This window comes from Pontibacter indicus, from assembly GCF_900156345.1.
Classification (GTDB): Bacteria; Bacteroidota; Bacteroidia; order Cytophagales; family Hymenobacteraceae; genus Pontibacter; species Pontibacter indicus.
Window position 1 is genome coordinate 217,212 of the sequence record NZ_FTPP01000001.1, and the last position, 25,662, is coordinate 242,873.

The following is a 25,662-nucleotide window of genomic DNA, read 5'->3' on the forward strand; positions in this document are numbered from 1 at the left end:
TTTTAGAACCCAAGGTTCAGGGTGAACAGATAGCTCCTTACAGCCGGATAAGTGAAACCGGCAAACCCGTCCACGTTGCTGCCGCTCGGGTTGGAGCTGTTTTCCGGGTCAAATCCTGAGTAGTCGGTGGACAGCCACAGGTTGTTGCCGGTCAGGGAGACGGAGGCGTTGCGGAGGAAGATGTTCTCAAACCACTGACCCGGCAGGGAGTAGCTGAGCGTGAGCGAGCGCAGGCGTACCCACGAGGCGTCTTCCACAAACTCCTCTGACACGCCCCGGTGGAAGCGGCGGTAGTAGCCATCTCCGTAGTTGACGCCATCCGGACCTATACCCTGACCGAGCCATACCTGCTTGGTGTTGGGTGTACCGTCGGCCAACACGCCCTCAAACACCTTGAACTCGTTGCGGTTCTCGGTGTACTCGGCAATGCCGAAGGCGGAGAAGAAGTTACCCATCTGATTGTACTTCTCGTGTCCCACGCGGGCATCCAGCAGGGCGGTCAGGCTCAGGCCTTTGTATGTGAAGGTGTTGGTAAAGCCACCAATCCAGTCAGGCTGTGAGTTGCCCAGTATCTTCTGCTTGGAGAGTGGCGCCCGAACCGGAAAACCATCCGGCCCGATCAGCAAGGGTCTGTCCTCGTCGATGAACAGTGGATCTTCCTCTTCGCCGGGGCCATAGTAGCGCTGCCAACTGGAACCGTAAATGTTACCGTAGGGCTGTCCTGGTATAAGCTTCATGGTCACAGTAGAGCTCAGGTAACCAAACTGGGAGGCATACGGAATCTCCTCGAGGCCTTCACGAATGCTCAGGATCTTGTTTCGGTTAGCAGAGAAGATCACCTTGGTGTCCCAGCTGAAGTCTTCTGATCTGACAGGAGTCGCGTTCAGCACGATTTCCACCCCTTTGTTGCGCATCTTACCGGAGTTTACAGCGGCCCGGATAAAGCCAGTAGAGGCCGCCACATCGATCGGCAGAATCTGGTCTTTGCTCAGGGAGTAGTAATAGGTGAAATCGAAGCCCAGTCGGTTATTCAGGAAGGCCATCTCCAGGCCCGCCTCGAAGGTGTTGGTGAACTCGGGCTTGAGTTCGGGGTTGCCGAGTAGGGCGCTACGGGTATAGCCGGTGAAGCCCGTCGGGAAACCCGTGTAGGGTGAGAAACCGGACGAGGTGGAGTAGCGGGGCGCATCCTTGCCTATCTGGGCGTAGGATAGTCGCAGCTTACTCTGGTTGATGAAAGACGGCAGCCCCAGGTGTTCTGAAAACACGTAGCTCAGAGAGGCAGAAGGATAGAAGAATGAGTTGTTGGACTTGCTAAGCGTGGAGGTGATGTCGTTTCGGCCTGTCAGCGTCAGGAAGAGGAAGTCGCGGTAGTCGAAAGAGGCCTCCCCGAAAACTCCCATCAGCCGGTACTCCGACTGGTCATCCCGGGGTGTGAGCGCGCGCGCATTGCGCAGGTCGAAAAAGTCAAACACGGTCAGTTCATTGCCTTCCACGCCAAAGCTTCTCACCTGCTCGTCATAAAGTTCGTGCCCCAGGCGGAATGTAGCGTTGAAGTTCTCTCCGAAGGTTGTTGTAGCGGTGGCGATGAAGTTGGAGTTGATGGACCGGAATTTGGTGGTATACTCATACACGAATCCCAGTCCATTGTCTTCCAGTACCCGTTCGTCAGGAAAACCGCGTTCGCCCGGTGCGGTGCGGGTGCGGTCGTCGGTATAGCTATCCAACCCGATCCGGTAGCTCAGGTCCAGCCATTTGAGCGGGGCATAGCCTAGGTGCACGCTGCCGATAAACCGGTTCACGTCGTCCTCCATCTTGTTGGTGGCGGCTGCATATATGGCGTTGTCGTTGCCATAGCTCTGCATGGTGCCGTCTGGTTTTATATAATCCTCCACGTCCCAGCGCGGCGACCAGTAGCTGAGCATCTCGTTGAAGCGGTCGGCGTTGTAGCGCATGCCTCCAGATTTAGAGAAGCTGAAGTTGGCGCCTGTCCGCACTTTGTCGCTCAGTTTTACATCGGTGTTGAGTCGGGCAGAGAAGCTTTCGAAATCGGTGAATGGCAGCACGCCCTCGTGCTTCAGGTGGGAGAGGGAGGAGAGGTACGTGATGGTTTCGTTACCGCCTGAGAAGGACAGCGAGTTCCGGAACTGATGCCCTTTCTCGTAGGCGTCCTCAAAGTGATTGTAGAGTTTCTCAGGGTGTGTCGGGTCCAGTTTTCTTGCCTCCTCCACAGTAGGACCCCAGGAAGGCCAGAAGCTGGCCGGGTCGTACACACCGGTATAGCCTTGGGTATAGGTATCCTGTGTCTTCGGGAACTTGTTCACTTCCTCTATGCCGGCTGTGCTGGTCAGGCTCACCCGCAGGGCGCCTGCTTCGCCTCTTTTGGTGGTGATCACCACAACCCCATTTGCTCCGCGCAGGCCATAGAGCGCTGTGGCCGCGCCGCCCTTTAGCACGTTGATGCTTGCAATGTCGTCCGGGTTGATGTCTGCCAAACGGTTGCTCATACCCCGTAGCTCGGCGCCTTCCCCAAAGGTTGAGGTTGAGTTGTCCATCAGCACGCCGTCGATGACGAAAAGCGGCTGGCTGGGACGGGTTGGGTCGATGGAGTTGATGCCCCGGATCTGGATGTTGGTACCCTGCCCGGGAGCACCGCCTGTGCTGGAGATAACAGCGCCGGCCACCTTGCCCTGCATGGCGTTGAGCACGTTGGGCTGCCGGTGCTGCGTCAGCTCCTGCGACTCTACCGACTGGGCGGCGTAGCCCAGGGCTTTCTTTTCACGGGTGATACCCAGGGCCGTCACCATTACTTCGCCGAGCTCCTGCGCATCGGCGTTCAGCACTACGTCGACCGTTGATTGGCTACCCACTGGGACTTCTCTTACTTCGTAGCCCAGGAAGCGAAAGACAAGGACCGCATTGTTGTCAGGTACCTCAATCTGATAACGGCCTTCGGCGTCGGTTGGCGTGCCGGTGGTAGTGCCTTTCAGGGTCACGCTAACCCCGGGCAGTCCCTGGCCTGTGTCAGAGGCAGTCACGCGTCCGCTGACTTGCCGCTGCTGCGCCCAGGCACCTGTGGCGCCAAGCACAAAGAGCATGCATAAAATAAGTGTAAAGGTGTTCTTCATGATGATCTCATTTAGTGAATCATAGAATTTATTTAAAGCGCAATGTTATTCTGAGTTACAGCACAAAGGGTAGCCTGTTGCTAAGGCCAACCATGGTGTTTATCTGCTGTTGTCTTCACTAGGTATACCTGCCTTCAGATATATGAATTTTAGCAAGTATGAATATGACTAATCAAAAAAAAACTTGTCTTATATACGATGAATATGCAGAAACGGGAATCTATTGTGTATAAAATGTGCTGCTCGATGCATTATTTCAGTCCAAACCGATGAATTTTGGCAAATACAGAGCGTTTGGTGCTCTGACTCTGCTGTTTAGAGCACATATTTGTATAGTACCAGATTTTAAAACCGGATGGCAGGTATAGAAAATGGGAGGGAGGAAACGCGCTTTAGCACTGGGAACAGATTGGATAAATGCCCCCTATTCGTTTTATTATAATGCGCGCATTAGTTTAGACAGGCAGCTACAAAACAAACCATACAATTTGTTGAGTTGCTATACCTGATTTAATGTAGCGAGGGATATATAGGATTAAGCTGCCTAATGCGCGGATTTTACGTATAGAAAGGCATGGAGATCATCATTATCATATCGGTTCTTGTCCTTTACGCTGTCGGTTACTTTGTGTACTACATGTATGGCAGGGATAAGAAATCGAAGCGCAGAAAGAAGTTCTACGACCACCTCTGGCCATAAAAAAACAGGCCGCCCTTGATCAGGACAGCCTGTTTTGTGTAAATGTAATGGCAGGGCGCTTTTACGCGTGTGCTTTCTTTTGCAGGGCAGCTACCTGATCGTTCAGTTCTGCCACCAGGTTCATTTCCGTCTGCAGTTCACGCTTGATCTTGATCTCGCGCTCGCGGGCGTTTTTCTTGAATTCAGCGAACTCACGGTCGATGTCCTCAAACTCTTTTTTCTTCTGGTCGGTCACCTTCTTGCTACTCTTGAACTGCGTGTACACCACACCAAGGGCAATAAGCAACAGGGCGATAATGGCTGTGTTGATGATCACGTATACCTGTTTGTGAATCGGAATGCCCAGCACATGCAGGTTGTTCACGGCATCTTCGCTTTGCTGCACAGCAGCTTCTTTTTGTGCGTTGTCCAGCTTCAGGGCCTCGATTTCTTTTTCTTGCTCCGTAATGCGTGCCTTCGCCGTCTCCAGATCCTTGCGGGTAGCGTTCAGGTCGTTGATCTGCTTTTGCTCCACATCTTTGATGGTGGCCTGCACGCTTTGCCAGAATGAATTCAGCAGGCTCACATTCACTACCTTATACTCTCTGTTGCCTTCCATGTAGGAATTAGACTTGCTTTTGAGATCGTTGAACTGCCCGGTCAGGCCGGTGGCAGTCTTGGTCTCATTTTTAGCCGTTCCCTGCGCCTGCACTGCTGGTGCCGCTACGGTCAGCACAATCAATAAGGAAAGAAAGAATGCTTTCATGTTTTTTGGAATATTGGTAAAAGTTGAATTGCGGTAAATATAAAAATAATATTTTTTGGGGAAAGTCGAATAGCTGAATTTATGCTGTTTATCCAAAAACCTTTTTACACTAACTTAAAAAGTTTATTTTTTATTGCCAATGTGGGCCTAAAATGAACAACCCATCGCACCTCCACTTAGGCGGCCGCATGAGCTATTCATTCACGGTCAACAAACGCTGACTGGTTAAAGTTCTGAGTGTTAGCACTAAGTGATTTTGGAGTCGACTGTGAAGCCGGGTGTAAAGCAGTCGACTTAACATTTTTGCAGCGTTGAATCCTCGCAGGAATGAGATCAATCTCCATCTATTGGCAGTTGCAAATGAAAGCGAATCAGAAGCTAAATGGCCTATTAATGGAGATAATTTTTTTGCACGGCGCTACTGTATACTTTAACTTTTAATTTCTAAGACCCCCAAGTGTTAATCGGTAACGGAAGGCGAATAAGGATAGAGAAGGAGGGGAGAACAAGGTATAGCCGGAATCACCATAACAGGTATAGTCTGTGCGTTTCCGACTGGAGAGGTCTTAAAGAGGTTGGTCTGACTCAGTTTTTCTAGGTTGCCAGGGAAAGCGGCCTTCGAGCTCTACCTGTAGCGAGAGACTCAGGAAAGTTCTGATCAGCACGATCAGGCCGAGCGTGAGCACCCGATCCATGGATGGTTCTGTAACCACGGTGGCGATGATGTCGGCGGCGACCAGTACCTCCAGGCCCAGCAGAATTGCCTTGCCGAGTTCGTGTCGGAGCACCCTGTAGGAGCGGCGGGCGTTTGGGCCCAATGGGAAAATGAAGTGAAGGAGTGCAACGGCCGCCCCGACCGCAATGATCAGGACGCCGATCGCTTCTATGGCACGGGAAATATATTCGATGTACAGCTTAAAATCCTCCATGCCGTTTGGGTCGTCTACTTCTTGCTCGCCTCTGGATACCAGTTGCGCAGGCGCACCTCAATGTTTTGATCTCCTTCGTTTACCTTTCGCTTAAAAGCCTCCACATCGCTCAAGCCCTCCTGGCCACGGTAATGGTAAGGGTATACGATGGCAGGCTTAAATTCGAGCACCGCCGAAGCCGCCTGGTCGATGTCCATGGTATAAGGCAGGTTCATGCAAACAAAGGCCACATCGACGTTGCGCAGGGCGCGCATTTCGGGTATGTCCTCGGTGTCGCCAGACAGATATACGGTTTTGTCGGCAAACTTTAGCACATAGCCATTGCCCCGGCCTTTGGGGTGGCGGGAGTCCTCAGTTTCGGGCAGGTTGTACATGGGCAATGCCGCAATGGAAATGCCCTGCTGCTCTATATGGTCGTTGTTGCCGAGCACTACTACCCGCTTCTTCAGGTTTTCGGGCATTTTATCGGCCACAGCCTGCGGCACCACAAAAGTGGCTTTGTCGGTTTTGATGCCCTCCAGCGTTTTCAGGTCGAGGTGATCTGGGTGGATGTCGGTGATCAGGATCAGATCCGGGGCGGCTATACCTTTAAAGACCTCAGCACCACCGTAGGGGTCCACGTAAATCGTTTTCCCATTCCAGGTAAAAGCCAGCGTGCCGTGCAGCACCGGCTGTATGGTCAGCGGCCCTTTCTGGGTTTCAATCCGGTCGATGTTGTTCTTTTGCTGTGCCTGAGCTGTCAGCACCAATAGCAGACCTGCCAGCATGAGGATGGATGTCAATTTCATAGGTTTACAATTAAAGTGTTTTGCTTCTTTTTAAGGTATAGCATTCCTAACAGGAGAAAGGGCTTTTGGTTATGGCCCTCCTGCCTATTTTGCCTTCTCCATTTTCTTCAGTCCCTGTTTGATATAGGCTTCCGGCAGGTAGGTATGGCCGATCACTATACCTGCTATACGCTGGGTTTGCGAGACATCCTTGAGTGGGTTGCCGTGGAGCAGTAACAAATCCGCCGCTGCTCCCACCTTCAAGACGCCTATGTCCGGTCGATTAAAGTACTTGCCTACATTGACGGTGCCTGTCCGGAGGGCTTCGTAAGGGCTGAGTCCGGCTGCTACCAGGTATTCGAGTTCCTGGTGCGTCGAGATGCCGGGCACGTTGAACACCTGCGGCGCGTCGCAGCCGAGCAGCAGTCCCACCTGGTTGTCGTTGCAGGCTTTGATTAGTTTTCGGCGGAGGTTCACATACCGGTTAATCGCATCGGCCTCGTAGCGCGGATCGTCCATGAGCTTTTGTTTGGCAGCCATCCAGTTCTGTACGGTTTTGGGGTTCATGTACCGCATCTCGGGTTTGCTGCCCAGCACTTGCGGCGACTCAGCCGGCGACATCCAACGCTCAGCCAGCGCCTGCGTGGGCACGATCCAGATGTTCTTTTCGCGCAACCCCGACATCAGTTTAGGTATACGGGTGGTATCTGCCTGGTCGGCAATGAACATGGCAAAGAGCCCGGCCTCCTGCTCAGGTATAGCCTCCAGCCCCGGCACCAGACTTTCGACGAAGCCATCCATGTGATCGATGGAGGCGTAACCCGCCTCAATGGCACGCCACACACCCACTTGGTAAGACACATGGCCGGCAAAGGGCATCTTGAGCTGATTAGCTGTGCTGGCAATGGCGTCAAATTTTTCGTTGCTGAGCCCCGGATGGAGTTTCAGGAAATCGTAGCCGGCTTCTTTCTGCTGTCTGACCATAGCGGCCCCAGCCTCCGGGCTTTTCACGCTATTGCCGTTCAGCGACGGTCCGGAGGTATAGAAGCGCGGTCCAATCAACTCACCTGACTGCAGTTTGCTGCGGAGTTCCAGGTGGCGCGGGTGGCCCAGCATGCCCCGGATGGTGGTGATGCCGTGCAGGGTGAACAACTGCAGCACTTCTTGCATCGGCTCCAGGTCATCGACAGGCGGCACATGGGCATGCATTTCGGCCAGACCAGGCATTAGGTATTTTCCTTTAGCATCTACAACCAGCGCATTTTTGCCATACTTCACCTTCCCAGCGCTGCCAATGGCGGTGATTTTTCCGTCTTTTACCACCACGGTTTGGTTCTCCAACACCTGCTCTTTGTCCATCGGAATCAGGTTGACGGAGCGAAACACCACCTCCCGCTCACGAGAACTAACAGGTTGCTGCGCCATGGCCGGGTATAGACCGACCGTTAGCAGCATGAAGATAAAGAACACTTTCATAGCAGTATTTTAGCTGAGCTGTTTCTCTTTCGTTATAATTTAAAAAGGATAAATTCTATGGCATGTAAGCTTTAACGTAAATTTCGTAGGAAGGTAAATCCTTCAGGTATAGGTATAGTTGAAAAAGCAAAAGCCACCAGGTTGTTCCTGATGGCTTTTATACCTGAAGGTATGAGGTATGGCTATACCGTAAAGTAGGCTTCCAAGGCCTGCAGGGTGCCTTCGGTCGTTTGCATGTCCTGCACGATTTTGCCTTTTTCCAGAATAACGATGCGATCGCATACCTCGGTGACGTGGCTGAGATCGTGGCTGGAAATAAGCATGGTCATGCCGAACTGCTCGTGCAGGCTACGCAGCAGGTTCTTTAGCCTGATCTGTGAGCTGGGGTCGAGGTTGGCAAAGGGTTCGTCCAGGATCAGGAGTTCGGGGTGCGAGAGCGCAGCGGCGGCTATACCTACTTTCTTCTGGTTTCCCTTCGAAAAGTCGCGGATGTACTTGCGCTGCCGCAGGATCTCACCGTTGAACAGATCATGAAACGGTTGCAGACGCTCCTGTATGTCGCCGGCGGACAGGCCGTGCAGGTCACCGATGAATTTAAAATACTCTTCCGGCGTGAGGTAATCTATCAGGAAGCCCTCGTCGAGGTGCGAGCCGGTGTAGTGTTTCCAGGCGTCGGTGTGTGCCACCGGTATATCTTTGGAGGTCACGACTCCTGTGGTAGGGCGCACCAGGTCCAACAGCATCCGGAACAGGGTGGTTTTGCCCGCTCCGTTGTTGCCTACCAGTCCAACTGTTTCGCCGGGTGCCACGTGCAGCGCTCTGATGTCCACCACCGTAGCGTCGCTGTAAGCTTTTACGAGATCTTTTACTTCAATCATATTCATTTCTTTCAGGTATAGCTGATGTTCTTTGTCTTAATATAATGGGCTGCCTAGTGTTGTCTGAAACCAGCGGCCAGGGTATACTTTCTGTCTTCGAGCCGTTTGGCCAACATTTGGAGCAGCTGGCGATGGAAGGCGATGCCCAGAGCACCAGTGAAAGCGATGGCAAAAATGCCCCACTGCGGAATGTCCATGATCGAAAAAGGCAGGAAGATAGCAACCGGTCCCAGCACCATCGGCAGCATCATCACGAACTTGGAGGCTCCCACGCCCTGCCAGTTAAAGGCAGAGCCATTGCTTAGGTCGAGCCGTTCTTTGTTGAGCGCTGCAAAGTAAAGGACCACCAGGCTGTTCACGCCAATGTTGAACACGCAGCTGGCCAGGTTGATGAGGAGTACCTTCGTGCCAAAAAACGCATAGGGGAGTGTGAGAAAGGTTACAAGCAGGATGGAGGGCACAAACATCAAATACTTCGCTTTCACATATTGGTTCATCGAGATCGGCCGGGTGAGGAGCGCATCAAAGTGGGCACTTTGCCAGGCAGGCACAAACTGACCGTAGTTGAACATCGGTGAGCCTGTCACGAAGATGCCTACGAAAATGAGCATACCCCAGCCCTCGAGGTATACCTTGTTGGTATAGAAAATAAGGCCGTAAAACAGTAGGAAGGCCGAGATCATTACCATCGACTTTGGGCGTTTATGACGCCAGATCAGCTTTAACTCCAGCGCGATCAGCTTGCCGGTATCGCCGAACTTGTTGAGGAAAGCCATGTCGCTGCCTTCCACCGCAGACACTTTTTTGATGTAGATTTCTTCCGGATAGAGGTGGTTTATGAGAAACCGGTAGTTGAGCAGGTATACGCCTACCATGCCCAGCAAAGGCACCAGTACAAGCCAAGGCTGCTGCAGCAGGGCACCAAAAGCCACGGTAGAGGCTTGGCGCAGCGATAGCAACTGCAGGTAATCGAGCAGCATGAGGCCCCCAACCAACAGTGCCAGCAATAGCGTGAGCTTCGGGTTAGAGGTGAGTTGCCGCTTGAAGTAGATCAGGATGAAATTGTTGATGAAGGTGAGCAGCAGGAGGGAGGCCAGCCACACCAGCGCTATACCTATGCCGTGTACCGGCACCACCGACCGAATCATAAACGGCACAAACACCAGCAGCATGAGCAAGTTAAACACACTGGGTATGGAACGCAGCAGCACAAAGTGCACCAGTTTGTTGCGCTTCAGGGGCAAATGCAGAAAAGGCTGAATGGCCAGCACCGGCAGATCCTGCAGCATAAAGCGCGAAACCAGGTCGATCAGAAAGTAAAAGAGCAGGAAGCTGTTAAACGAGACAACGGGGCTCTGGTCGGGGTAAAACTCAGCCAGTATTTTATCGCCAAAAACACCCAGCGCAATAAAGATGAGCGCAAAATAGACGATGAAAAAACCAAGTATGATGTTTACCACCAGACTTTTCTGATAAGCCGGCGAGCGGCGGGCCTGCTTTGCTTGCAGGCTCAGGAGTGTTCCAAACATAAGACACAAGATATATAGCTTTCTAAATATTCAAAAAAAATCCCTGAAAAGCCAATAGCCATGGTCCTATTGCAGAATAAATTATTGTGTGGTGATAATGCTCACATTCATCTCGTCGATGGCGTTCTTGTCTTCTTCGTCGTAGATGATCTTGTCAATTACAATGCTGTTGCCCTCTTCGGCGCTTAGCAGGATGTCAATGAACTCGCTTACGCCGAAGCTCCCTAGAGGCGCGTTGTGCATGCGGGCGTAGATGATGGCGTCCGGGGAGAAGTATTTTTTGATGGGTGTTCGCCAGCGGTCGCGTACCTGCAGCGGTATCTCCTCGTTGAGCAGGCCATTCAGAAAGCCCTCTAAATTAGTGGGTTGCGGGTAAGTAGGCTGAGCAGGTCGCGATGGAGCGGGCCGGGTAGGAGCAGGTTTAGAAGTTTGTGGTGCTTGCCTCACCTGTTCAGAAGCTTTTGGCTGCTGCACGGGCGGTTTGCTGACCGGTGTGTCAGGTATAGCTACATCAGAACTATCACTCGCTTCTGCTGTATTAGGTATAGCAGGTATAACCGGGGTGCTTTTTGTTACTTCGGTGTCAGCTGCCAAATCATCGTTCTGTGTCCTCCAGACAAAAAAGTAATAAGCGGCTCCCAGTCCAGCCAAAAGCAGCACAAAAAGTAACGTCGGCCACAACCAAGACCTGCGTTTGTAAACGATAGACTCTGCCGTGACATGGCCAAAAGCACCGTAGGATTTCCATTTACCGTGTTCGAGAAAATAGTTGGCTTCCTCCACAAGTACACGTGCCGTCGGTCGCTTCTCCGGATTGGGGTGCAGGCAGGCGCGCACCAGGTTGCTCCATATTCTGGAGTAGGGCTCCGGCACGATCGGAATTTCCGCCCCTTGATTCAGGCTCAACCCGCCGTTGCCTAGCCAGGGCGTTTCGCCGGTACACAGCTCGTACAAACAAACGCCCAGGGCAAATATATCGCTCGCTCCTGAGTGCTTTGGATGGGGACCAAACAGTTCTGGCGCGGCATAAGCCGTGCCTTCCGCCAACGGTGTGCCGGTTGCGCGGTGCAAGAGCGTACGCAGCTGGTTGCTCAATGCCGGAACAGCCAGCAGGTAATTGCCCTGTGCATCTACTATAATATTGCCGGGGTTGATTTGCCGATGGGGCAGAGGAGGTTTCTGTAGGTGCAGGTACTCCAAAGCGCTGCCCACCTGCGAGATCAGTCGGGCCAGTTCTCTTTCCGGCAACGTCGCAGACTGCGCCAGGGTATGTTGCGACTGCAGCGGCGCGACTTCAAACGGGATGCCCTCGTAAACACCGAAATTTGAAGGTGTCAGTAGATGGGGGTGCTGCAGCGAAGCCCGCTGTTCCTGCTCCCGTTGCAGCAGTTCCAGGCTGTGGTGGTCAAGCCGGATGTGGGGGGCATAGAGCCTCAATGTCACCGGAGCGCCTTCTGCCGTCCAGTCCTCTGCCTTCCAGACCTCTTCTACTCTCCCCGAACTAAGCTGCTCCTTCAGTAAGTAATTCGTCGCAAAAATGCCGTTTGTTTCCGGTATGCTCATAGAACCCATGTATTCACATGGGGTAATACGGGAATAAACGGAAGAAAGTATATAATTGGGTGTTTTAGCCAGTTCAACGCTCGTGGACTAGTTTTAAAGTCCTCACTTTATTGATGGTTTCTAACTTCAGAATATACAGCCCCCTTGCTAGAGAGGAAGCATCAATAGTATATTTATTGATCTTTCCTGATACTGCTGCCGAATTATGTATCCGTGATATTCTAGCACCATTAACATCATAAAGCGTTAATGTGTATGGTTCGCTCTCAGGCAAACTGAAATGGACAGTGGTTTCGGACATAAAAGGATTAGGTATGGCCGTAAAATTCACTCCCTTTTCTTCTACCAAGCAATCCGAAGTAAGGGGAACTCTTAAAGTTGGATCATCGGAGACCAATACACCAACCACTTGATTTTCATTAGAGGCTAAAATTACAGTTTCTGAACTGTAACTACCTTTAATGCTTGATGCATAAGTATTATTGCCTTTAATTAAAGTATGAGTTTCACAGAAGGAAATATTTTTGGTTGAAGACTCCTTGTATAGTATATCTCCACCATAAGTTGCGGAAGTATATACAACCTTAAGTAAATTCTGCTCTTCATTAAGCAAGACTATTGGTAGCGTGCCGGTTTGAGAAACTTCATAAAGCTCATCCCAAACTCCAGAAGGTCGCCTAACAAGTAAAGCGATAAGTGGATACCCTATTTTATCATAACCGGTTTTTATAGCGGCGTAGAGTGTTCCATCTGACGCCACCTTAATATTAATGTGGTCATCAGCAATACCTGTTCCCTGACTCAAGGCAGAGTTTGAAGCAGGAACCTCGTCCTTGGACCAGCGAGTTGTTTCGTCGCCAGTTGTATGTGTTTTAAAACCCCATCTTTTGGTCTTTTGATTCGACCAGAGTACGCCAATCTGGTTAAACATAGGAAGAGAGATGACGGCACATATATCATCGGCATGGACACCTCGCTCTAATGTAATAGGCGCACTCCATTTTGTATAGGGCGCTTCACTCCAGCGTACATTTACATTACCATTATCTCCATTTGATGCTATCCATAGCCTTCCATTTTTATCTACATCTATAGAGGCTACCTCCACATCTTTTTCTAGATTAATGTCGACTGTCGATTTGTTTCTATTCCATTGCTTAAACTGCTGCTTATCCCTATCATATTCAATTGATACAAACTGAGACGATGAGCCAGAATACAGAAGGATATGTACTGTATTGTCGATTATAACATAGTCAGCTCTAGAATTTTTTGTTACCAACTGCCTTTCAAAACTCCAGGAATTGTTATTTAGACTCCAAAGGTGGGTACCTGTACTGTTAGCAAGTATAGCCCAGTACTTGCCGTCCATCTGAAAGACCTTAGATTGATGTTTTTCTTTTGTAGCAAAATCTCTTGCTGCTAAGGGTGCAAGATTGGAAATAGTGGTGAATTGTGCATTAGAATGAGAAGCAATAGTGATCGCGTAGATGAACACCATAATAGAAGTAAAAGATTTATGCATATTTCGCAGGGTTAAGCGTAACACATATGATTAGGAGTAATAGTGGACAGTGCAGAACACTCAGGTTATTGTTGTACAGTTAAATTATTTCAATAATGTTATATGGTAAATTTTAATAATACAATATGAAGATAATCAAGTATTATTACGAATATTATTTAAAACAGATCTGATTTTGTTATTAAATATAAAAATTTAAAATTTGAATCGATTAATACAATAATTGGGTGGTTTTACCAAGATGAGATCCTACGTGTTGGAGAGAAGATAGAGGCTAGGTTCGTGAGCTGTTAAATTCACAGCTATAAAGGACCAATAAATTTTATTAAGTAGGCCATCTGATAAAAAGCTAACCTAGCCATTTATGGAATGGAAAAGAAAAATCCTTAGCTCTATTAACAAGAGCTAAGGATTAAATTATTTTCAAGTGAGATTATTTCTGTACTATAAGTTTTACTGCCAGGTTGCTTCTCTGTGTAGTTTGCAATCTAATGAAATAGAGACCTTTAGATAATTTTGATCCATCAATTATCAGCTCACCGACTTCACCTTCTTGTGCCACTCCCGATTTCATAATTACTTGGGATGTGCCTTTACTATCATAAAGTAGAATAGAGTACTCCCCTTTGTCAGGTATAAAATATTTGAGTTTAGCCTGTGAAGTAAGTGGGTTAGGGTATATGAGGAGATTTTTCACTTTATCTAAACCAGCATCGTTATCAACCACATTTGTCTCCAAAATCCCAATTTGCTGAGTTTGCGCATTGGCATTTAAGCTAAATTGCGAGCTACCAACACTGGCTAAATCGGCCACTTCTGTTCCATTCAATACCTTATTATAAAGTCGAAGATCATCTATACCACCATACCATCGTTCAAAAGACTCTAAAGCACCAATAACTAAGTTTGAATTATTGGTTCCTATTTTAACTTCTAAGGGGAATGAAACCGACCGATCTTCTTTTCCATTAATGTACATTTTGACCACGCGACCATCATAAGTGGCGGCTATGTGTACCCATGTTTTACCATCATTAGGCAAAGTCCCGTTTGACTCGAATCTATACTGCTTCTGGTGAGAATCACTATTAAACCAAAATAATGCTTTAGCAGAACCCGTAACACCTAACATAAAACCATTATTATTTACTTTTGAAATAATGGTTTTATTCTTTGTTGTATTTGGACGCACCCAAACTGCAATCGTAATGGCGTCGGAAATGTTTAACGATGGGTTTGAAGGGGCATTAGCAAAACGTCCTGTTGTGCCAGGCATGTCAACAGCTAACCCTTGTATACCTTGTATCCACTTAACGCTGTGTGCTGTAACAAGTGTTGCATGGTTTCCATTTCCTGAGTTATCAAGAAATCTGTTACCTGAACCTTCATCTAGTTGCCAGTGCCCAACTAGTGAATTTGCTGGAATATTTATCTCCTCTGTAGTGAATCTCCATGAGCCTGACCAAGCACTCTCGCCAGTTTGGTTGACTGCCCGTACTCTCCAATGATAAGTAGTGGTATTTGCCAGATTATTCAAAGATAATGAGGCTTCATTAACTCCTGACTGGTTTACAGTAAGCGAAGAAAAATCGGGCGAAGTAGAAACCTGTACATGGTAAGAAGATGCATTCTCAGAAGCTTGCCATTGCAATTTTGGGGAAGTAGAAATCCCATTTGCGTTATCGGTAGGCGAGACTAGGGTAGGGGAGCTAGGTACACTTAAAGGTGGGGCCTCCGTCATAAAACTCCATGAAGTTGACCAGGCACTGTTACCACCTGTGTTGACAGACCTAACGCGCCAATAATAATTGGTACTATAAGCAAGCCCGTCTAATGATAATGTTGTAGTCTGTACGCCACTCTGGTTAATGAGAGTTGAAGAAAAATCCGGAGAAGTTGCTACTTGTACCTGATATGATTCGGCTCTGTCGGCATTACTCCACTCCAACACTGAATTAATTAGTACATTGGTAGCCCCATTAATTGGTGAATTCAGGGTAGGCGCTTGTGGTGGAGTTGTAGGGGTTGATGTTCCACCGTCTGTTGCAGTTACTCCTATTGCTATACCGTCAACTGTACTTGATGCCAATATGAAAGTTTCATTACTATAATTCTGCTTGGTACTTGATTGGTCTCTGTAAGAAGTTCCGCTCAAAAGTATGTGCTGGTTGCCAAAAGATATATTAGAAGTTAAAGACTCTTTATATACAATGTCTTTCCCATAAGTTTGCGAAGTATATAAAACCTTCACCTTCCCCTGCGCCTCGTTTAAGATTACTGTTGGGGTGGTTCCTGTGGTAGAAACCTCATACAAATCATCCCAGATTCCATTCGGTCTCCTTACTAAAAGGCCAATGAGAGGGTAACCTGATTTATTATAGCTAGTCTTAATGGCACAATACAAATTACCATTATTATCTGTAGTCATATTAAAATGATCATCTGCCATACCTCCACCTACGTTAACTGCAGACTGTGAAGCAGGAGATTCATCATTAGTCCAGGATATGGGGGAGGTGCCATCCAAGTGAGTCTTAAACCCAAATAACCTGGTATTCTGATTTGACCAGAAGACTCCCAACTTACCTGGCATTGCGATTATTGCACATTTGTCATTGGAAGTAATGCCAGAAGCTAAAGTAATAGGGGAACTCCATTGTGAGTAGGGGGGATCACTCCATCGAACATTAACTGTGCTTGAGCCATCTGACGCAAGCCACATTCGGCCAGTACCGTCAACATCGATCATAGCCGTTTCAACTCCTGAGTCTAAACCAATACTTACAATCGCCGGCCGTTGACTCCATAACTTAAAAGTAGAGAGTTCTGGAACATACTCTAGTGAGACTAATTGGGAATTAGTGCCTTGGAACATAAAAACATGCACTATGTTGCCCACGACTTTACAATCAGCTCTTGAACCAGTTTTAGTTGAAAGCCTTAAAATATGTGTCCAGGTATTATTGTCGATTCGCCACAAATGTGTACCACTTGAATTAGGTAGAACAGCCCAGAACTTTCCACTATGAGCGAATACCTTGGATTGTGTCTTATCCTGTGTATTTGAGGTTATTGGAAGCGCATTCGTTTTTACTATAGAGCTAAACTGTGCTGATACCTGTAGACATAGTACTAAGTTAATGGCCATGATTAATAAAAATCTCTGCATGTTTTTTTAAGCTAAGACTGTTAACCTTTATTTTTCTTATTTCCAAATGTCACTACCGATGCATCACAATTTTAGGAGGGTTAACCTAAATTATGTTTTCTGGCGATGGACTGGCTAAGCTATGACTGCTACAATATATTGTGTCTTTACCAGATATTCTATATTTGAATGTATAGGTGATTTCTTTAAAAAAGTTACATATTTTATTTTTATTTTTATAAAAAATATAATTAATATAATATATAATTATTTTGGTTTTTAACCTCTATCTTACTCTATTAACTAAAAAAGATCTCTACATAAGATGTATAAAAAGTGTAGGGTATGCTGAGACTTAGAAGAAATTAGGATGTGCTAAGTCAATTTATGCTGGTTAAACCACTGGATTATAAAAATACATTAGTACCTGCCAATTCACACATTTTTAGTAATAGATAACTCCTATCTATCAAAAGCCAAATTTACCAGCATGTCTTAGCCTTCGGTTTAGTTATAATGAATAATAAACTTATACTATCATTCTCACCTTTTGGAGCATATTGCCAAATAAGTGCAATTAGGTGGCTCTGCTTAAATGCTAAATCTTTGTTCAGATATATTAATTTATATGAATAACAAGTATTCTTTATATATAAATCAGTGCTTATCTACAAGGCCTCTAATAATATACAAACTTGCTAATACGATTTTAGTTGAAAAAGTAAATCATAATAATTCAATTTTTAAAAATTGTGGTAGCACGGTTAATTTAGAAAGGTTACAACAAATGATACTTATTAATTGAATTTAAATTATAATTTATAAGGAATAACATTTAAATGACCTTTTGAAGCATGGTATCATTTTGAAATCAGGTTTTTACTCCATTACATTTGCAACAGACACTTGGATGAAATGTACAATTATACGGCTGAGTTCGTGCCTATTTTTTGAAACGTCTAAGTCTTGAATTTTAACCATATACGCGGGCTTATGATTAAACTTTTAATTGTTAGACTTTATTAAAAGTCATAGTTGCAAGCAACCTGAATCACATATTATATGATCCACATTGATACTATCAGGTGGGATCATTCTTTAAAAGAATACAAATTCAATTTTTAGCCAAACATTTTCAACTTTTTAGCCAAACAAAAGATGAACCTTAGACTTCGTTATCTATTAACACCCGTGCTCCTTGGAGCCATAACAGTATCCTGCGACCAGAAGGAGAGCGACGCGATCGCCCCGGACGGCTTCACGGCCGAGTCATCTGGCCTTGCCACGTCGGCCAACCTGCTATACGAGGAGACCTTCGAGGGGAGCAACCCCTTCTCCACGGCCCACAGCGTAGAGGTGGGCTCCTGGGCCCACGCCCTGCAGTACACGAGCCCTGCCTTCCAGGGGGCCAAGGCCGCCCGCTTCGAGCTGCGCGAGTCCGACCCGCTGGTCAAGAACGGCACGCGGGCCGAGGTGACCATCGTCAAGGGCTCGGAGGGCCACATCACCAAGAACGCCTGGTACTCGTTTGCCGCCTACTTCCCGGCCGACGGCTTTGTCAAGGAGGAGGACACGGACCTGATCAACCAGTGGCACCAGGACGGCGACCCCTCGGCCTCGATCCGCATCAAGAACGACCGCTTCCAGTTCCGGGTGGGCAGCACCAAGGACAACCGGCAGACCATCGACCTGGGGCAGGTGACCAAGGACACCTGGCACGAGTTCGTGCTGCACTTCGTCCACTCGCCCGGCTCGGACGGGCTGGTGGAGATCTGGCACAACGGCAAGAAGATCTACACCCACAACGGGGGCAACATGTACGACAACGGCATCCTGCCTAAGTGGAAGATCGGCATCTACAAGGACACCTGGAACGAGGAGGCGACGACCACGCCGAAGCGCGTGCTCTACTACGACAACGTGCGGGTGGGCGGCGCCAACGCCACCCTGGCCGACATGACCTCGGGCGGGGCAACGGCGCCGACGACTTTCATTGACCGAAAGTATTAGAGGATATTGTGCTTAAAAAGCGATGGTAACAACGTACATAAGCTCCGAGCCTATAATAGTTTTATGTTCGGAATATTTTAGCAATTGATCCCATAGATCTACCTATTGTTAGTTCACTGACAACTACTGTTTCAAAACCGCCTATGGATTTAAGTTTTAGAAATTTAAGCTCTTGGTTATTAGCTGAAGCTTTGATTGCACTTGGATATGTGAGAAGAGCCAGATTAAAATACCTGAATGGAGATTATATTCTCTCTTTGTATTTTCATAACCCATCTAAAAAAGAGTTTGAGGCATGTGTAAAATGGCTTATCAAACATAAGTTTACATTTATATCTGTTAAAGACTTAGAATCTATTAATAATGGTGAAAGGCCATTTCCAAAGGGCGGGGTGTTGCTCACAGTTGATGACGGTTGGGCCTCAAATGAAACTAACATTGTAGAAGTTATTGCGAAATATGAAATCCCTGTAGCCATCTTTATTTCCACTCATCCTGTAGAAGAGGGTTCCTATTGGTGGTCTTATCTAGGTTTTAGAAAGTCGAAGAATAATGACAAACGCATCGAATTTTTAAAAAAAGTATCAAATAGTGAAAGATTAGCTGTTGTAGACACATTTAAAAAGCAATTCACTTTGTCAAGAGAGGCGATGACAATTGAGCAGATACATAAAATATCGAAATCTTTTCTCGTTACGATAGGAGGACATACCCATTCCCATCCTATTCTTCCTAATTGTGACTATTTGCAACTATACGATGAGTTAAATACTTCCAAGCAAAAACTTGAATCTTGGATAAACAAGGAGATAGCCTTTTTTGCTTATCCAAACGGAGACTATACTATTAGGGAAATACAAGTTCTTAAAGATTGTGGTTATCGTCTAGCCTTCTCGAATGTGCCACATTATATATCAAGGCAACATTTACAGAATCATTTCGAGTTGCCACGCATAGGGTTATTGGAAGGAGCTTCTCTAGCAGAGAATATCTGTCGTATGGTTGGGGTATGGCACCCAACAATAAAAAATATTAAGGCAATGTTTAACTGGGATACTTCTATTGCTGATAAAACTGTAAACTATAAGGTGAAAAAGGCTGATCTGGCAGTAGTGAAGAAGTAGATTTGAGTTAATGATTATTAATATTATTTAACAATTGTCAAAATAAAACTCTGTGTTCTTGATATTTGTGGTATCAAGAACACAGAGTTTTATAATAATGAGTGTTAATCAATAAATTCTCTGAACCATAGTTCTAGATGAATCCATTTCCAGATTTCTTTAGCGACATTCACTTTCCTGTCAAGATGATCTCTATATGTGCTGAGCGCTGAGTCTGGATTTATGATGCCTCTTTTGCGGAAAGAATCGCTTTGTAAAAGTTCAACGATAAATCTTTGCCACGCGGGCTCTCTAAACCATTCATCTTGTGGTGTTCCAAAGCCCATTTTGTCCTGGCGCGTACGGATTTTTTCTGGTAATGTACCTTTCATGGCTTCTCTAAGTATGTATTTGGTGATGCCATCCCGAATCGACCAATTATCAGAACTCGCGAGTGTTTTTTCAACTAAACGGTAGTCAAGAAATGGTACCCTTGCTTCCAAAGAGAAGCGCATTGAGTTAATATCTTCCCATTTAAGCAAGTGCTCCAGTTTATTTTCGAAGTGATCTAATAAAGCGTCTTTCAGAGTATTTGAGCCGTACAGTTGTCCAGCAATTCCATTTGAATTGCTGTATCTTTCCACAAATGCAGTTTCTAAATAGCCCTTTTCCTCTACTCGAAGAGAAGTTCTGGAGTTTTCTGGAAGCATAAAGTAGATGAATGCTTTTAAACCATATAAACTGCGGTGCTTTGCCAGGTAATGGTATACTTCCCCGCTCAGTCTACCCAGTCGTGCTGAACGTAGTAGGTCCTTAAAGAAGAACCCAAAGAAGTAATGATATCCGGCAAGTTTTTCATCAGCCCCTTGCCCATCCAGTGTTACAACAACACTATCTTTTGCTAATTCCATCACTTTGTATTGGGCATAGGGTGAGGTAGAAGGCAGAGGCTCAGCATGCGCTCTGACAAAATGGTACAGGTCGTTCTGAAGCGTGGCTGCACTTGGAGAGGTGTAGTGCATGTTCTTTAATGAACTACTGTATTCGTTTATGAATCGCTTTTCGTCGCCAAATTGGCCATCTTCGTAAATGGCCGAGAAAGTGTTGAGATCAGTTTCGTTGTAGTCCTTAAGCAAAACTGACACAATACTGGATGAATCGAGGCCACCGCTCAGGCAGACCCCGACAGGCACATCACTCCGGAGGCGCAGCTTAATAGCTGACGACAACAGTGCCCTATACTCTTCCGGATTCTGGAAAACCTCGGTTCTTGCCACTCTTTCTTTCAGGTTATACCATTTGCTTATTTTTGCATCGCCATTGGTAATAATGACCTTGCAACCATGCTGCAGTTTCTTTACCTCGTTGAAAAATGTGTTTTCGTTTTGATCTGTACGGCTAAAGGCCAAGTAGTCAAATATGCTCTGATTGTCTGGTGTTGGTTTACTAGTTAGCAAGGTGAGAAGGGGCGGAATTTCAGAGCAAAAGGCAAAAAAAGTATCGGTGTGCAGGTAGTAAAATGGCTTGACGCCATACCTGTCCCGCGAGGCAAATACTGATTTGCTTACCCGATCATATATGGCAAATGCCCACATGCCGTTAAAGCGGTGCATGCACGACTGACCCCAGTAGAGGTAAGACTTTAATAGTACTTCAGTATCAGTTTTCGTTTTAAACGAAACGCCGTATTTGCTCAGCTCTTCGCGAAGCTCTACGTAGTTAAATATTTCACCATTAAACAACAGGACATACCTGCCGTCGTCCGACACCATCGGCTGATGACCATCTGGTGATAGGTCTATAATGCTTAAGCGCACAAAACCGAAACCCACCTTATCTTCTATAAATACACCATCATCATCGGGACCTCTGTGCTTCATCATCTGCATCATGTTGCGCAGCACTTGTTCCTGGGGTTGCTTGTTTTCAAAATGAATGATTCCTGCTATTCCACACATGGCTTATAAGGTATAAGGGTTAATGGCTAGTTAAACTAGTGTTGACTTGTGCTCTGTAGGCTGAAAGGACAGTTGCTGATTTGCGAGTTAGCTCAGCAGAAATTATTTTAGAATATAAGGTAGCCCCGTCTTCGTTCAGGTGTGTAGGATCAACAAACAGTGAGCGGTTGCTAAGAAAAATTGGATCCTGGTTGAAGTCAAGCATGAATACGCCCTCTTTGTCACAAATGGCTTGGGCAATCTGAGTGCTGCGAGTTTGTTGCTGGTACTTCCGGTATGTCGGTGATATGATGATGTATACCTCACAGTTTGCCTTTTTAGCCTCCTCTATAAACTGCCCGAACAGTCTTACCTCTGTGCTGTCTATGTGTTCTTCCTGTGCAAAATCTTTCAGCTTCTCTTTCCATACCTGACCAGGTATAGGCTCATATCCTTTTTCAGTGTCATCACCTGAAGTACCCAGATTGTGCATAAGAATTGTCAGAAGTTGTGAGTTGTAGCGATATAGGTAAGAATGTGCTTTGAATTTTTCAAATGGCCCCTTTAGTGTGACAATTTCTTGCACAACCTTATTGGTATGGTAATAGGGCAATAGTTCGGTTAACCTGTCATAGTCTGCCTGGGTAGAGTGAAATTCGTTTGGATTGAGATCAAGCAAGATAATGCGTGGCTTCGGAGATCTCTCTAAAATGCTTTTGAGTACTACATACGAATATAAAATGCCTTGACCGTCTTTTCCGGTATTGTAAAATGTTTTGTGCAAACTACTTTCAAAGGGAGTGGGGTCGTAGTGATGTTGTGCTCGAGAAGAACCAAAGACGATGACATCTTCATCAGCTTCGTTGAGTGCATAGGTAGTAAAATAAGCTGGAGCAGACGGATTGATACGAAAATAAAAATACTCCAAAAGATTGCCAATCGTAAAGTCAGTAGCGTAAAGTATTAAACCCAAGATTGCAAGCTTCTTTAGGAAGCGTAGGAGTTGACGATTCATACCTTATACCTTTAGAATTGAAAATAAATAAACTGACCTCCGTCAAATACACCGAATAGCATGATAATGATTGCCATGGCCGTATAAGATATATAGCGCACCTGCACGCTTTCATTATCCAAGAGTGTCAGGTTTGGATAATACTCCCGTATATACTCAACAGTAAAGAGCAGCACAATGGACATAAGCGCGTACATCATATAAGACCTGCTATCGCCTAGGAAAGGAACTCCTGCTGTTGTAAATATTTTGCTAATTATTAGAAAAGCATCTGAAACATTATTTGCCCGAAATAATATCCAGGTAAAGGCAACAAGTATAATTGTGGTGATGATTTGAAAGCCTTGATATAAACTGCTATTGTTCGATAACCTCTGCCAATAGTCCTGCCGGAAAATATACTTTTTAGTAATGTTGCTAAAGATTAGGAAAAGCCCGTGTAAGGTACCCCATATAACAAATGTCCAATTAGCACCATGCCATATACCACTTACCAGGAAAGTGATCAGGAGATTTAACTGCCAGCGGTGAAAAGATACCCGGTTTCCACCTAGTGAGATATAAACATAATCTCTAAACCACGTAGAAAGCGAGATATGCCAGCGACTCCAAAACTCAGCTATGGATTTGGAGAAATAAGGTTGATTAAAGTTCATCATCAGGTTAAAACCCATGATTCGAGCGCTGCCAATGGAAATATAAGAGTAACCAGCAAAATCTCCGTAAATTTGAACTGTGAAGAAAAGAGTGGCAATTATTAGTGAGAGACCATCGTGTTTGTCTGCATTGTTATACACTGCATCTACATAAATCGCAAGCCTGTCAGCCACCACCAGTTTCATGAAAAATCCCCAAAGCATGAGCTTTAGGCCCTGTACAACGCGTGTATAATCGAAATCAAACTTTTGGCGAAACTGTGGGAGCAGATTGGTAGCTCTCTCAATAGGTCCTGCAACAAGTTGTGGGAAATAGGAAACAAAAAGCGCATAAATACCTAAGTGCTTCTCAGGTTTTAACTCTCCACGATATACATCGATGGAATATCCCACCGCTTGAAAGGTATAGAAAGAAATACCCACAGGAAGTAGAATTTTAAGATTTGGTACCTCCCAGCGCAAGTTGAACTGTGTAAGCAACTCAAAAACCGAGGTATTGATGAAGTTGAAATATTTAAAAAAGAAAAGAATACTAAAGTTCGAAACTAGACTAAAGATCAGGTATGCTTTTTTCTTAGACTGATCTTCCGAATTACTTATCAGCAATGCACAAACATAGGTGATAAGGGTAGAGAGAAAGAGTAATAAGGCATAAACTGGAATCCAGTTCATGTAAAAGTAGTAACTGCCAACCAATAGTAATATCCACCTATACCTATAAGGAAGCAGGAAATAGAGCACGCAGATACTAGGAAAAAACAACAAAAACAAGAAAGAGTTGAACAGCATAAAGTTGGGGAGTTAAAAGCTTAATAAAAAGTATTGTTGATACAGTTAAAATTATTTATATTTTAATACTATTTTATGCTTGGTTTATTATACGTGAACTCTTAGATGTAGTTTGTTTTACCAATATTAATTTAAACTTATTTAAGTTTATAGTAGAGTATTGATTCTGTATTCATTTTAATGATGGCATCCAGAATACTATAGCGTACTCTATCAATTTGATTTGCCACACTAGGGTGCAAGTAAAGTCTATCTAAAATGAAATCTTTTGGTGGCGGACTCATTAAGATTGGATTTTTTGTCGACGATATCCAGGCGCAAGCTAAAAGTAAGTCATTTTCAAGCCAGGTATAGCATTGTTGACCTGCTTCAAATCTTTTCATCGCATCTCCTAAAAATTCCCATCGAGTTTGTAGTGTGCCCTTTGGGTTATAGTGTAACAGGTCTGATAAACTGTTTACCTCAAAATGGACAAGATCAAGTGATGAATGGGCCTTTAGATTAATTATATTCAGAGGTTCGGCGTAATTTGAGAAGTGATTTTTTATTGATCCTAATCTATAATTGGGAATTGTATAATGCTTTAGGAGTCCAACCTTCTGTTTATATATTTGAACGCGCTTAGTTAGATTTTTGAGAGCAAAAGCGGATACACCTATTCTCTTCAAACAGCGTTGAATAGAAGACTTAGCCTGTCTTTTAAATTTGTTCAGGAGGAGATTGGGAAGAGTATGAAAATTGACCTCATGGACTACATTATAGTCTGTTGCTATTGTTTCCTTATATCCATCAGTACCTGGTGTTAAGTCAAATACCTCAAATTTTTCCTCAGAGAGAAAGAGCCCTAACATTAAGAAATGTAATATACCCGGTGAATACTTTGCATGTGTAGGAGAGTGCGTGTTAATACCTTGTAGGTGTAACCACTTTTTACCGAATATCCCCACATTTGAAGCAATTATAGCATCATTTAGTTTTAGGGTGGTGACATGCAACAAATTTAGTCTAAATAGGGAAGATAGAAATTCTATTCTGGCTGTAGAGTTGATAAACAGGCAACTATCAAACATAGCACCTTTCCTGAAATCGCTTTGTATGACAAGTTCATTTAATATGGAATCGAATTCTGTAGAGTCAGTAACCTTAATGAATTGTAATTCCCCTAATCTCTTTAACCGGTTTACTTTCTCTTTTCTATTCTTTTTTTTTAATTCCTTTACTAGACTATCATAGTTAATTCTGAGTAATGGTTGCCTATGAGTTATTATTTCACAGCGGTTTTTAAAAGCAAACTTTCGCTCTATCCAATGCAAAGGTGCGCCCCTAGGTATAAACTTAAAAGGAATAGTCTTGCCAGGATATAAGTTGTTGATTTCTAAGATCGCCTGTTCTATGAATTCGTCCTCATATATAGGATTTGTAAGCCAAACCTGATATTCTGCTAAATCAGCTCCCGCATAAACAATCTTACCTTTAGCGTCTATAGCTAAAGGCAATAATCCTGCTAGTTTGTTATTCCGAGTTTGTATGACGAGAATCGGGCTATAGGCCTTCTTAAAGAGCTTGTACCAAGTGGATATGAAATCGTAACTCTGAAAAGGCGTAGACCAAGGGCATTGCTCATACAAAGTATCCCAATCTGTTGAAAAATTAGTCTTGGTTAAATACGTGTAAACCTGCTCTCCAACAATCGTTTCTAGACCATTAGCAGCCACCTCTTTTAATGATTTTGTATACCGAAATGTGCTATAGAGAAGATTCTGCATA

17 protein-coding genes are annotated in these 25,662 nt (G+C 45.4%); 3 read left to right on the forward strand and 14 right to left on the reverse strand.

Annotation, left to right across the window (positions count from 1 at the left end):
* Window positions 1-2: 2 nt before the first annotated feature.
* A complete protein-coding gene (locus B0B12_RS00970) occupies window positions 3-3,125 on the reverse strand; it encodes a SusC/RagA family TonB-linked outer membrane protein (protein WP_076665652.1) in 3,123 nt (1,040 codons plus the stop codon).
* Between the two features lie 574 nt (window positions 3,126-3,699).
* Here B0B12_RS00970 and B0B12_RS20650 point away from each other — a divergent pair.
* Window positions 3,700-3,825 carry a hypothetical protein gene (locus B0B12_RS20650; RefSeq protein WP_280173741.1) on the forward strand — a complete coding sequence of 42 codons (126 nt, stop codon included), beginning with the start codon at window positions 3,700-3,702 and terminating at the stop codon, window positions 3,823-3,825.
* A 61-nt stretch (window positions 3,826-3,886) separates the two neighbouring features.
* On the opposite strand, the gene B0B12_RS00975 is transcribed toward B0B12_RS20650, so the two are convergent.
* The 9 genes from B0B12_RS00975 to B0B12_RS19915 all read right to left on the reverse strand — a co-directional run bounded on the left by B0B12_RS00975 (window position 3,887) and on the right by B0B12_RS19915 (window position 16,406).
* Entirely contained in the window at window positions 3,887-4,570 is a 684-nt protein-coding gene (locus B0B12_RS00975; RefSeq protein WP_076667551.1) for a hypothetical protein, read from the reverse strand.
* Window positions 4,571-5,136: 566 nt separating this feature from the next.
* Window positions 5,137-5,499, reverse strand: a complete 363-nt coding sequence (locus tag B0B12_RS00980; RefSeq protein ID WP_076665653.1) for a DUF1622 domain-containing protein — start codon at window positions 5,497-5,499, stop codon at window positions 5,137-5,139.
* A 14-nt stretch (window positions 5,500-5,513) separates the two neighbouring features.
* Window positions 5,514-6,287, reverse strand: coding sequence for an MBL fold metallo-hydrolase (locus tag B0B12_RS00985; RefSeq protein WP_076665654.1), 774 nt, complete (start codon window positions 6,285-6,287; stop codon window positions 5,514-5,516).
* Window positions 6,288-6,371: 84 nt separating this feature from the next.
* Window positions 6,372-7,742, reverse strand: coding sequence for an amidohydrolase family protein (locus tag B0B12_RS00990; protein WP_076665655.1), 1,371 nt, complete (start codon window positions 7,740-7,742; stop codon window positions 6,372-6,374).
* Between the two features lie 182 nt (window positions 7,743-7,924).
* Window positions 7,925-8,620, reverse strand: a complete 696-nt coding sequence (locus B0B12_RS00995) for an ABC transporter ATP-binding protein (protein WP_076667553.1) — start codon at window positions 8,618-8,620, stop codon at window positions 7,925-7,927.
* A 53-nt stretch (window positions 8,621-8,673) separates the two neighbouring features.
* On the reverse strand, window positions 8,674-10,149 hold the full coding sequence (locus B0B12_RS01000; RefSeq protein ID WP_244554551.1) for a DUF5687 family protein: 1,476 nt from the start codon (window positions 10,147-10,149) through the stop codon (window positions 8,674-8,676).
* 81 nt (window positions 10,150-10,230) lie between these two features.
* Window positions 10,231-11,712, reverse strand: a complete 1,482-nt coding sequence (locus B0B12_RS01005) for a serine/threonine protein kinase (protein WP_076665656.1) — start codon at window positions 11,710-11,712, stop codon at window positions 10,231-10,233.
* 73 nt (window positions 11,713-11,785) lie between these two features.
* Complete coding sequence (locus tag B0B12_RS01010; protein ID WP_076665657.1) at window positions 11,786-13,237, reverse strand: T9SS type A sorting domain-containing protein; 1,452 nt, start codon at window positions 13,235-13,237, stop codon at window positions 11,786-11,788.
* Between the two features lie 433 nt (window positions 13,238-13,670).
* Entirely contained in the window at window positions 13,671-16,406 is a 2,736-nt protein-coding gene (locus B0B12_RS19915; RefSeq protein ID WP_083704037.1) for a LamG-like jellyroll fold domain-containing protein, read from the reverse strand.
* A 1,137-nt stretch (window positions 16,407-17,543) separates the two neighbouring features.
* Here B0B12_RS19915 and B0B12_RS01020 point away from each other — a divergent pair.
* Together B0B12_RS01020 and B0B12_RS01025 are read left to right on the forward strand one after the other, a co-directional pair.
* Window positions 17,544-18,395, forward strand: a complete 852-nt coding sequence (locus B0B12_RS01020; RefSeq protein WP_083704038.1) for a polysaccharide lyase family 20 protein — start codon at window positions 17,544-17,546, stop codon at window positions 18,393-18,395.
* A gap of 143 nt (window positions 18,396-18,538) precedes the next feature.
* Entirely contained in the window at window positions 18,539-19,519 is a 981-nt protein-coding gene (locus B0B12_RS01025; RefSeq protein WP_083704039.1) for a polysaccharide deacetylase family protein, read from the forward strand.
* A gap of 104 nt (window positions 19,520-19,623) precedes the next feature.
* Here B0B12_RS01025 and asnB read toward each other — a convergent pair whose 3' ends face one another.
* From asnB to B0B12_RS01045, 4 genes are all read right to left on the reverse strand, one after another.
* Entirely contained in the window at window positions 19,624-21,456 is a 1,833-nt protein-coding gene (gene asnB, locus B0B12_RS01030; protein WP_076665661.1) for an asparagine synthase (glutamine-hydrolyzing), read from the reverse strand.
* A gap of 19 nt (window positions 21,457-21,475) precedes the next feature.
* Window positions 21,476-22,450, reverse strand: coding sequence for an SGNH/GDSL hydrolase family protein (locus B0B12_RS01035; protein WP_076665662.1), 975 nt, complete (start codon window positions 22,448-22,450; stop codon window positions 21,476-21,478).
* A gap of 11 nt (window positions 22,451-22,461) precedes the next feature.
* The gene (locus tag B0B12_RS01040) at window positions 22,462-23,778 is read right to left on the reverse strand and encodes an MBOAT family O-acyltransferase (RefSeq protein ID WP_212564594.1); all 1,317 of its coding nucleotides are present in this window, start codon (window positions 23,776-23,778) and stop codon (window positions 22,462-22,464) included.
* Between the two features lie 254 nt (window positions 23,779-24,032).
* Window positions 24,033-25,661, reverse strand: a complete 1,629-nt coding sequence (locus B0B12_RS01045; RefSeq protein ID WP_076665664.1) for a GNAT family N-acetyltransferase — start codon at window positions 25,659-25,661, stop codon at window positions 24,033-24,035.
* Window position 25,662 lies beyond the last annotated feature (1 nt).

Coding starts and splice junctions, on each gene's coding strand:
- B0B12_RS20650 (WP_280173741.1), top strand. CDS start 3,700: ATGGAGATCATCATTATCATATCGGTTCTTGTCCTTTACGCTGTCGGT.
- B0B12_RS00985 (WP_076665654.1), bottom strand. CDS start 6,287: ATGAAATTGACATCCATCCTCATGCTGGCAGGTCTGCTATTGGTGCTG.
- B0B12_RS00995 (WP_076667553.1), bottom strand. CDS start 8,620: ATGATTGAAGTAAAAGATCTCGTAAAAGCTTACAGCGACGCTACGGTG.
- B0B12_RS01000 (WP_244554551.1), bottom strand. CDS start 10,149: ATGTTTGGAACACTCCTGAGCCTGCAAGCAAAGCAGGCCCGCCGCTCG.
- B0B12_RS01005 (WP_076665656.1), bottom strand. CDS start 11,712: ATGAGCATACCGGAAACAAACGGCATTTTTGCGACGAATTACTTACTG.
- B0B12_RS01035 (WP_076665662.1), bottom strand. CDS start 22,450: ATGAATCGTCAACTCCTACGCTTCCTAAAGAAGCTTGCAATCTTGGGT.
- B0B12_RS01040 (WP_212564594.1), bottom strand. CDS start 23,778: ATGAACTGGATTCCAGTTTATGCCTTATTACTCTTTCTCTCTACCCTT.
- B0B12_RS00970 (WP_076665652.1), bottom strand. CDS start 3,125: ATGAAGAACACCTTTACACTTATTTTATGCATGCTCTTTGTGCTTGGC.
- B0B12_RS00975 (WP_076667551.1), bottom strand. CDS start 4,570: ATGAAAGCATTCTTTCTTTCCTTATTGATTGTGCTGACCGTAGCGGCA.
- B0B12_RS00980 (WP_076665653.1), bottom strand. CDS start 5,499: ATGGAGGATTTTAAGCTGTACATCGAATATATTTCCCGTGCCATAGAA.
- asnB (WP_076665661.1), bottom strand. CDS start 21,456: ATGTGTGGAATAGCAGGAATCATTCATTTTGAAAACAAGCAACCCCAG.
- B0B12_RS01025 (WP_083704039.1), top strand. CDS start 18,539: ATGGATTTAAGTTTTAGAAATTTAAGCTCTTGGTTATTAGCTGAAGCT.
- B0B12_RS19915 (WP_083704037.1), bottom strand. CDS start 16,406: ATGCAGAGATTTTTATTAATCATGGCCATTAACTTAGTACTATGTCTA.
- B0B12_RS01020 (WP_083704038.1), top strand. CDS start 17,544: ATGAACCTTAGACTTCGTTATCTATTAACACCCGTGCTCCTTGGAGCC.
- B0B12_RS00990 (WP_076665655.1), bottom strand. CDS start 7,742: ATGAAAGTGTTCTTTATCTTCATGCTGCTAACGGTCGGTCTATACCCG.
- B0B12_RS01010 (WP_076665657.1), bottom strand. CDS start 13,237: ATGCATAAATCTTTTACTTCTATTATGGTGTTCATCTACGCGATCACT.
- B0B12_RS01045 (WP_076665664.1), bottom strand. CDS start 25,661: ATGCAGAATCTTCTCTATAGCACATTTCGGTATACAAAATCATTAAAA.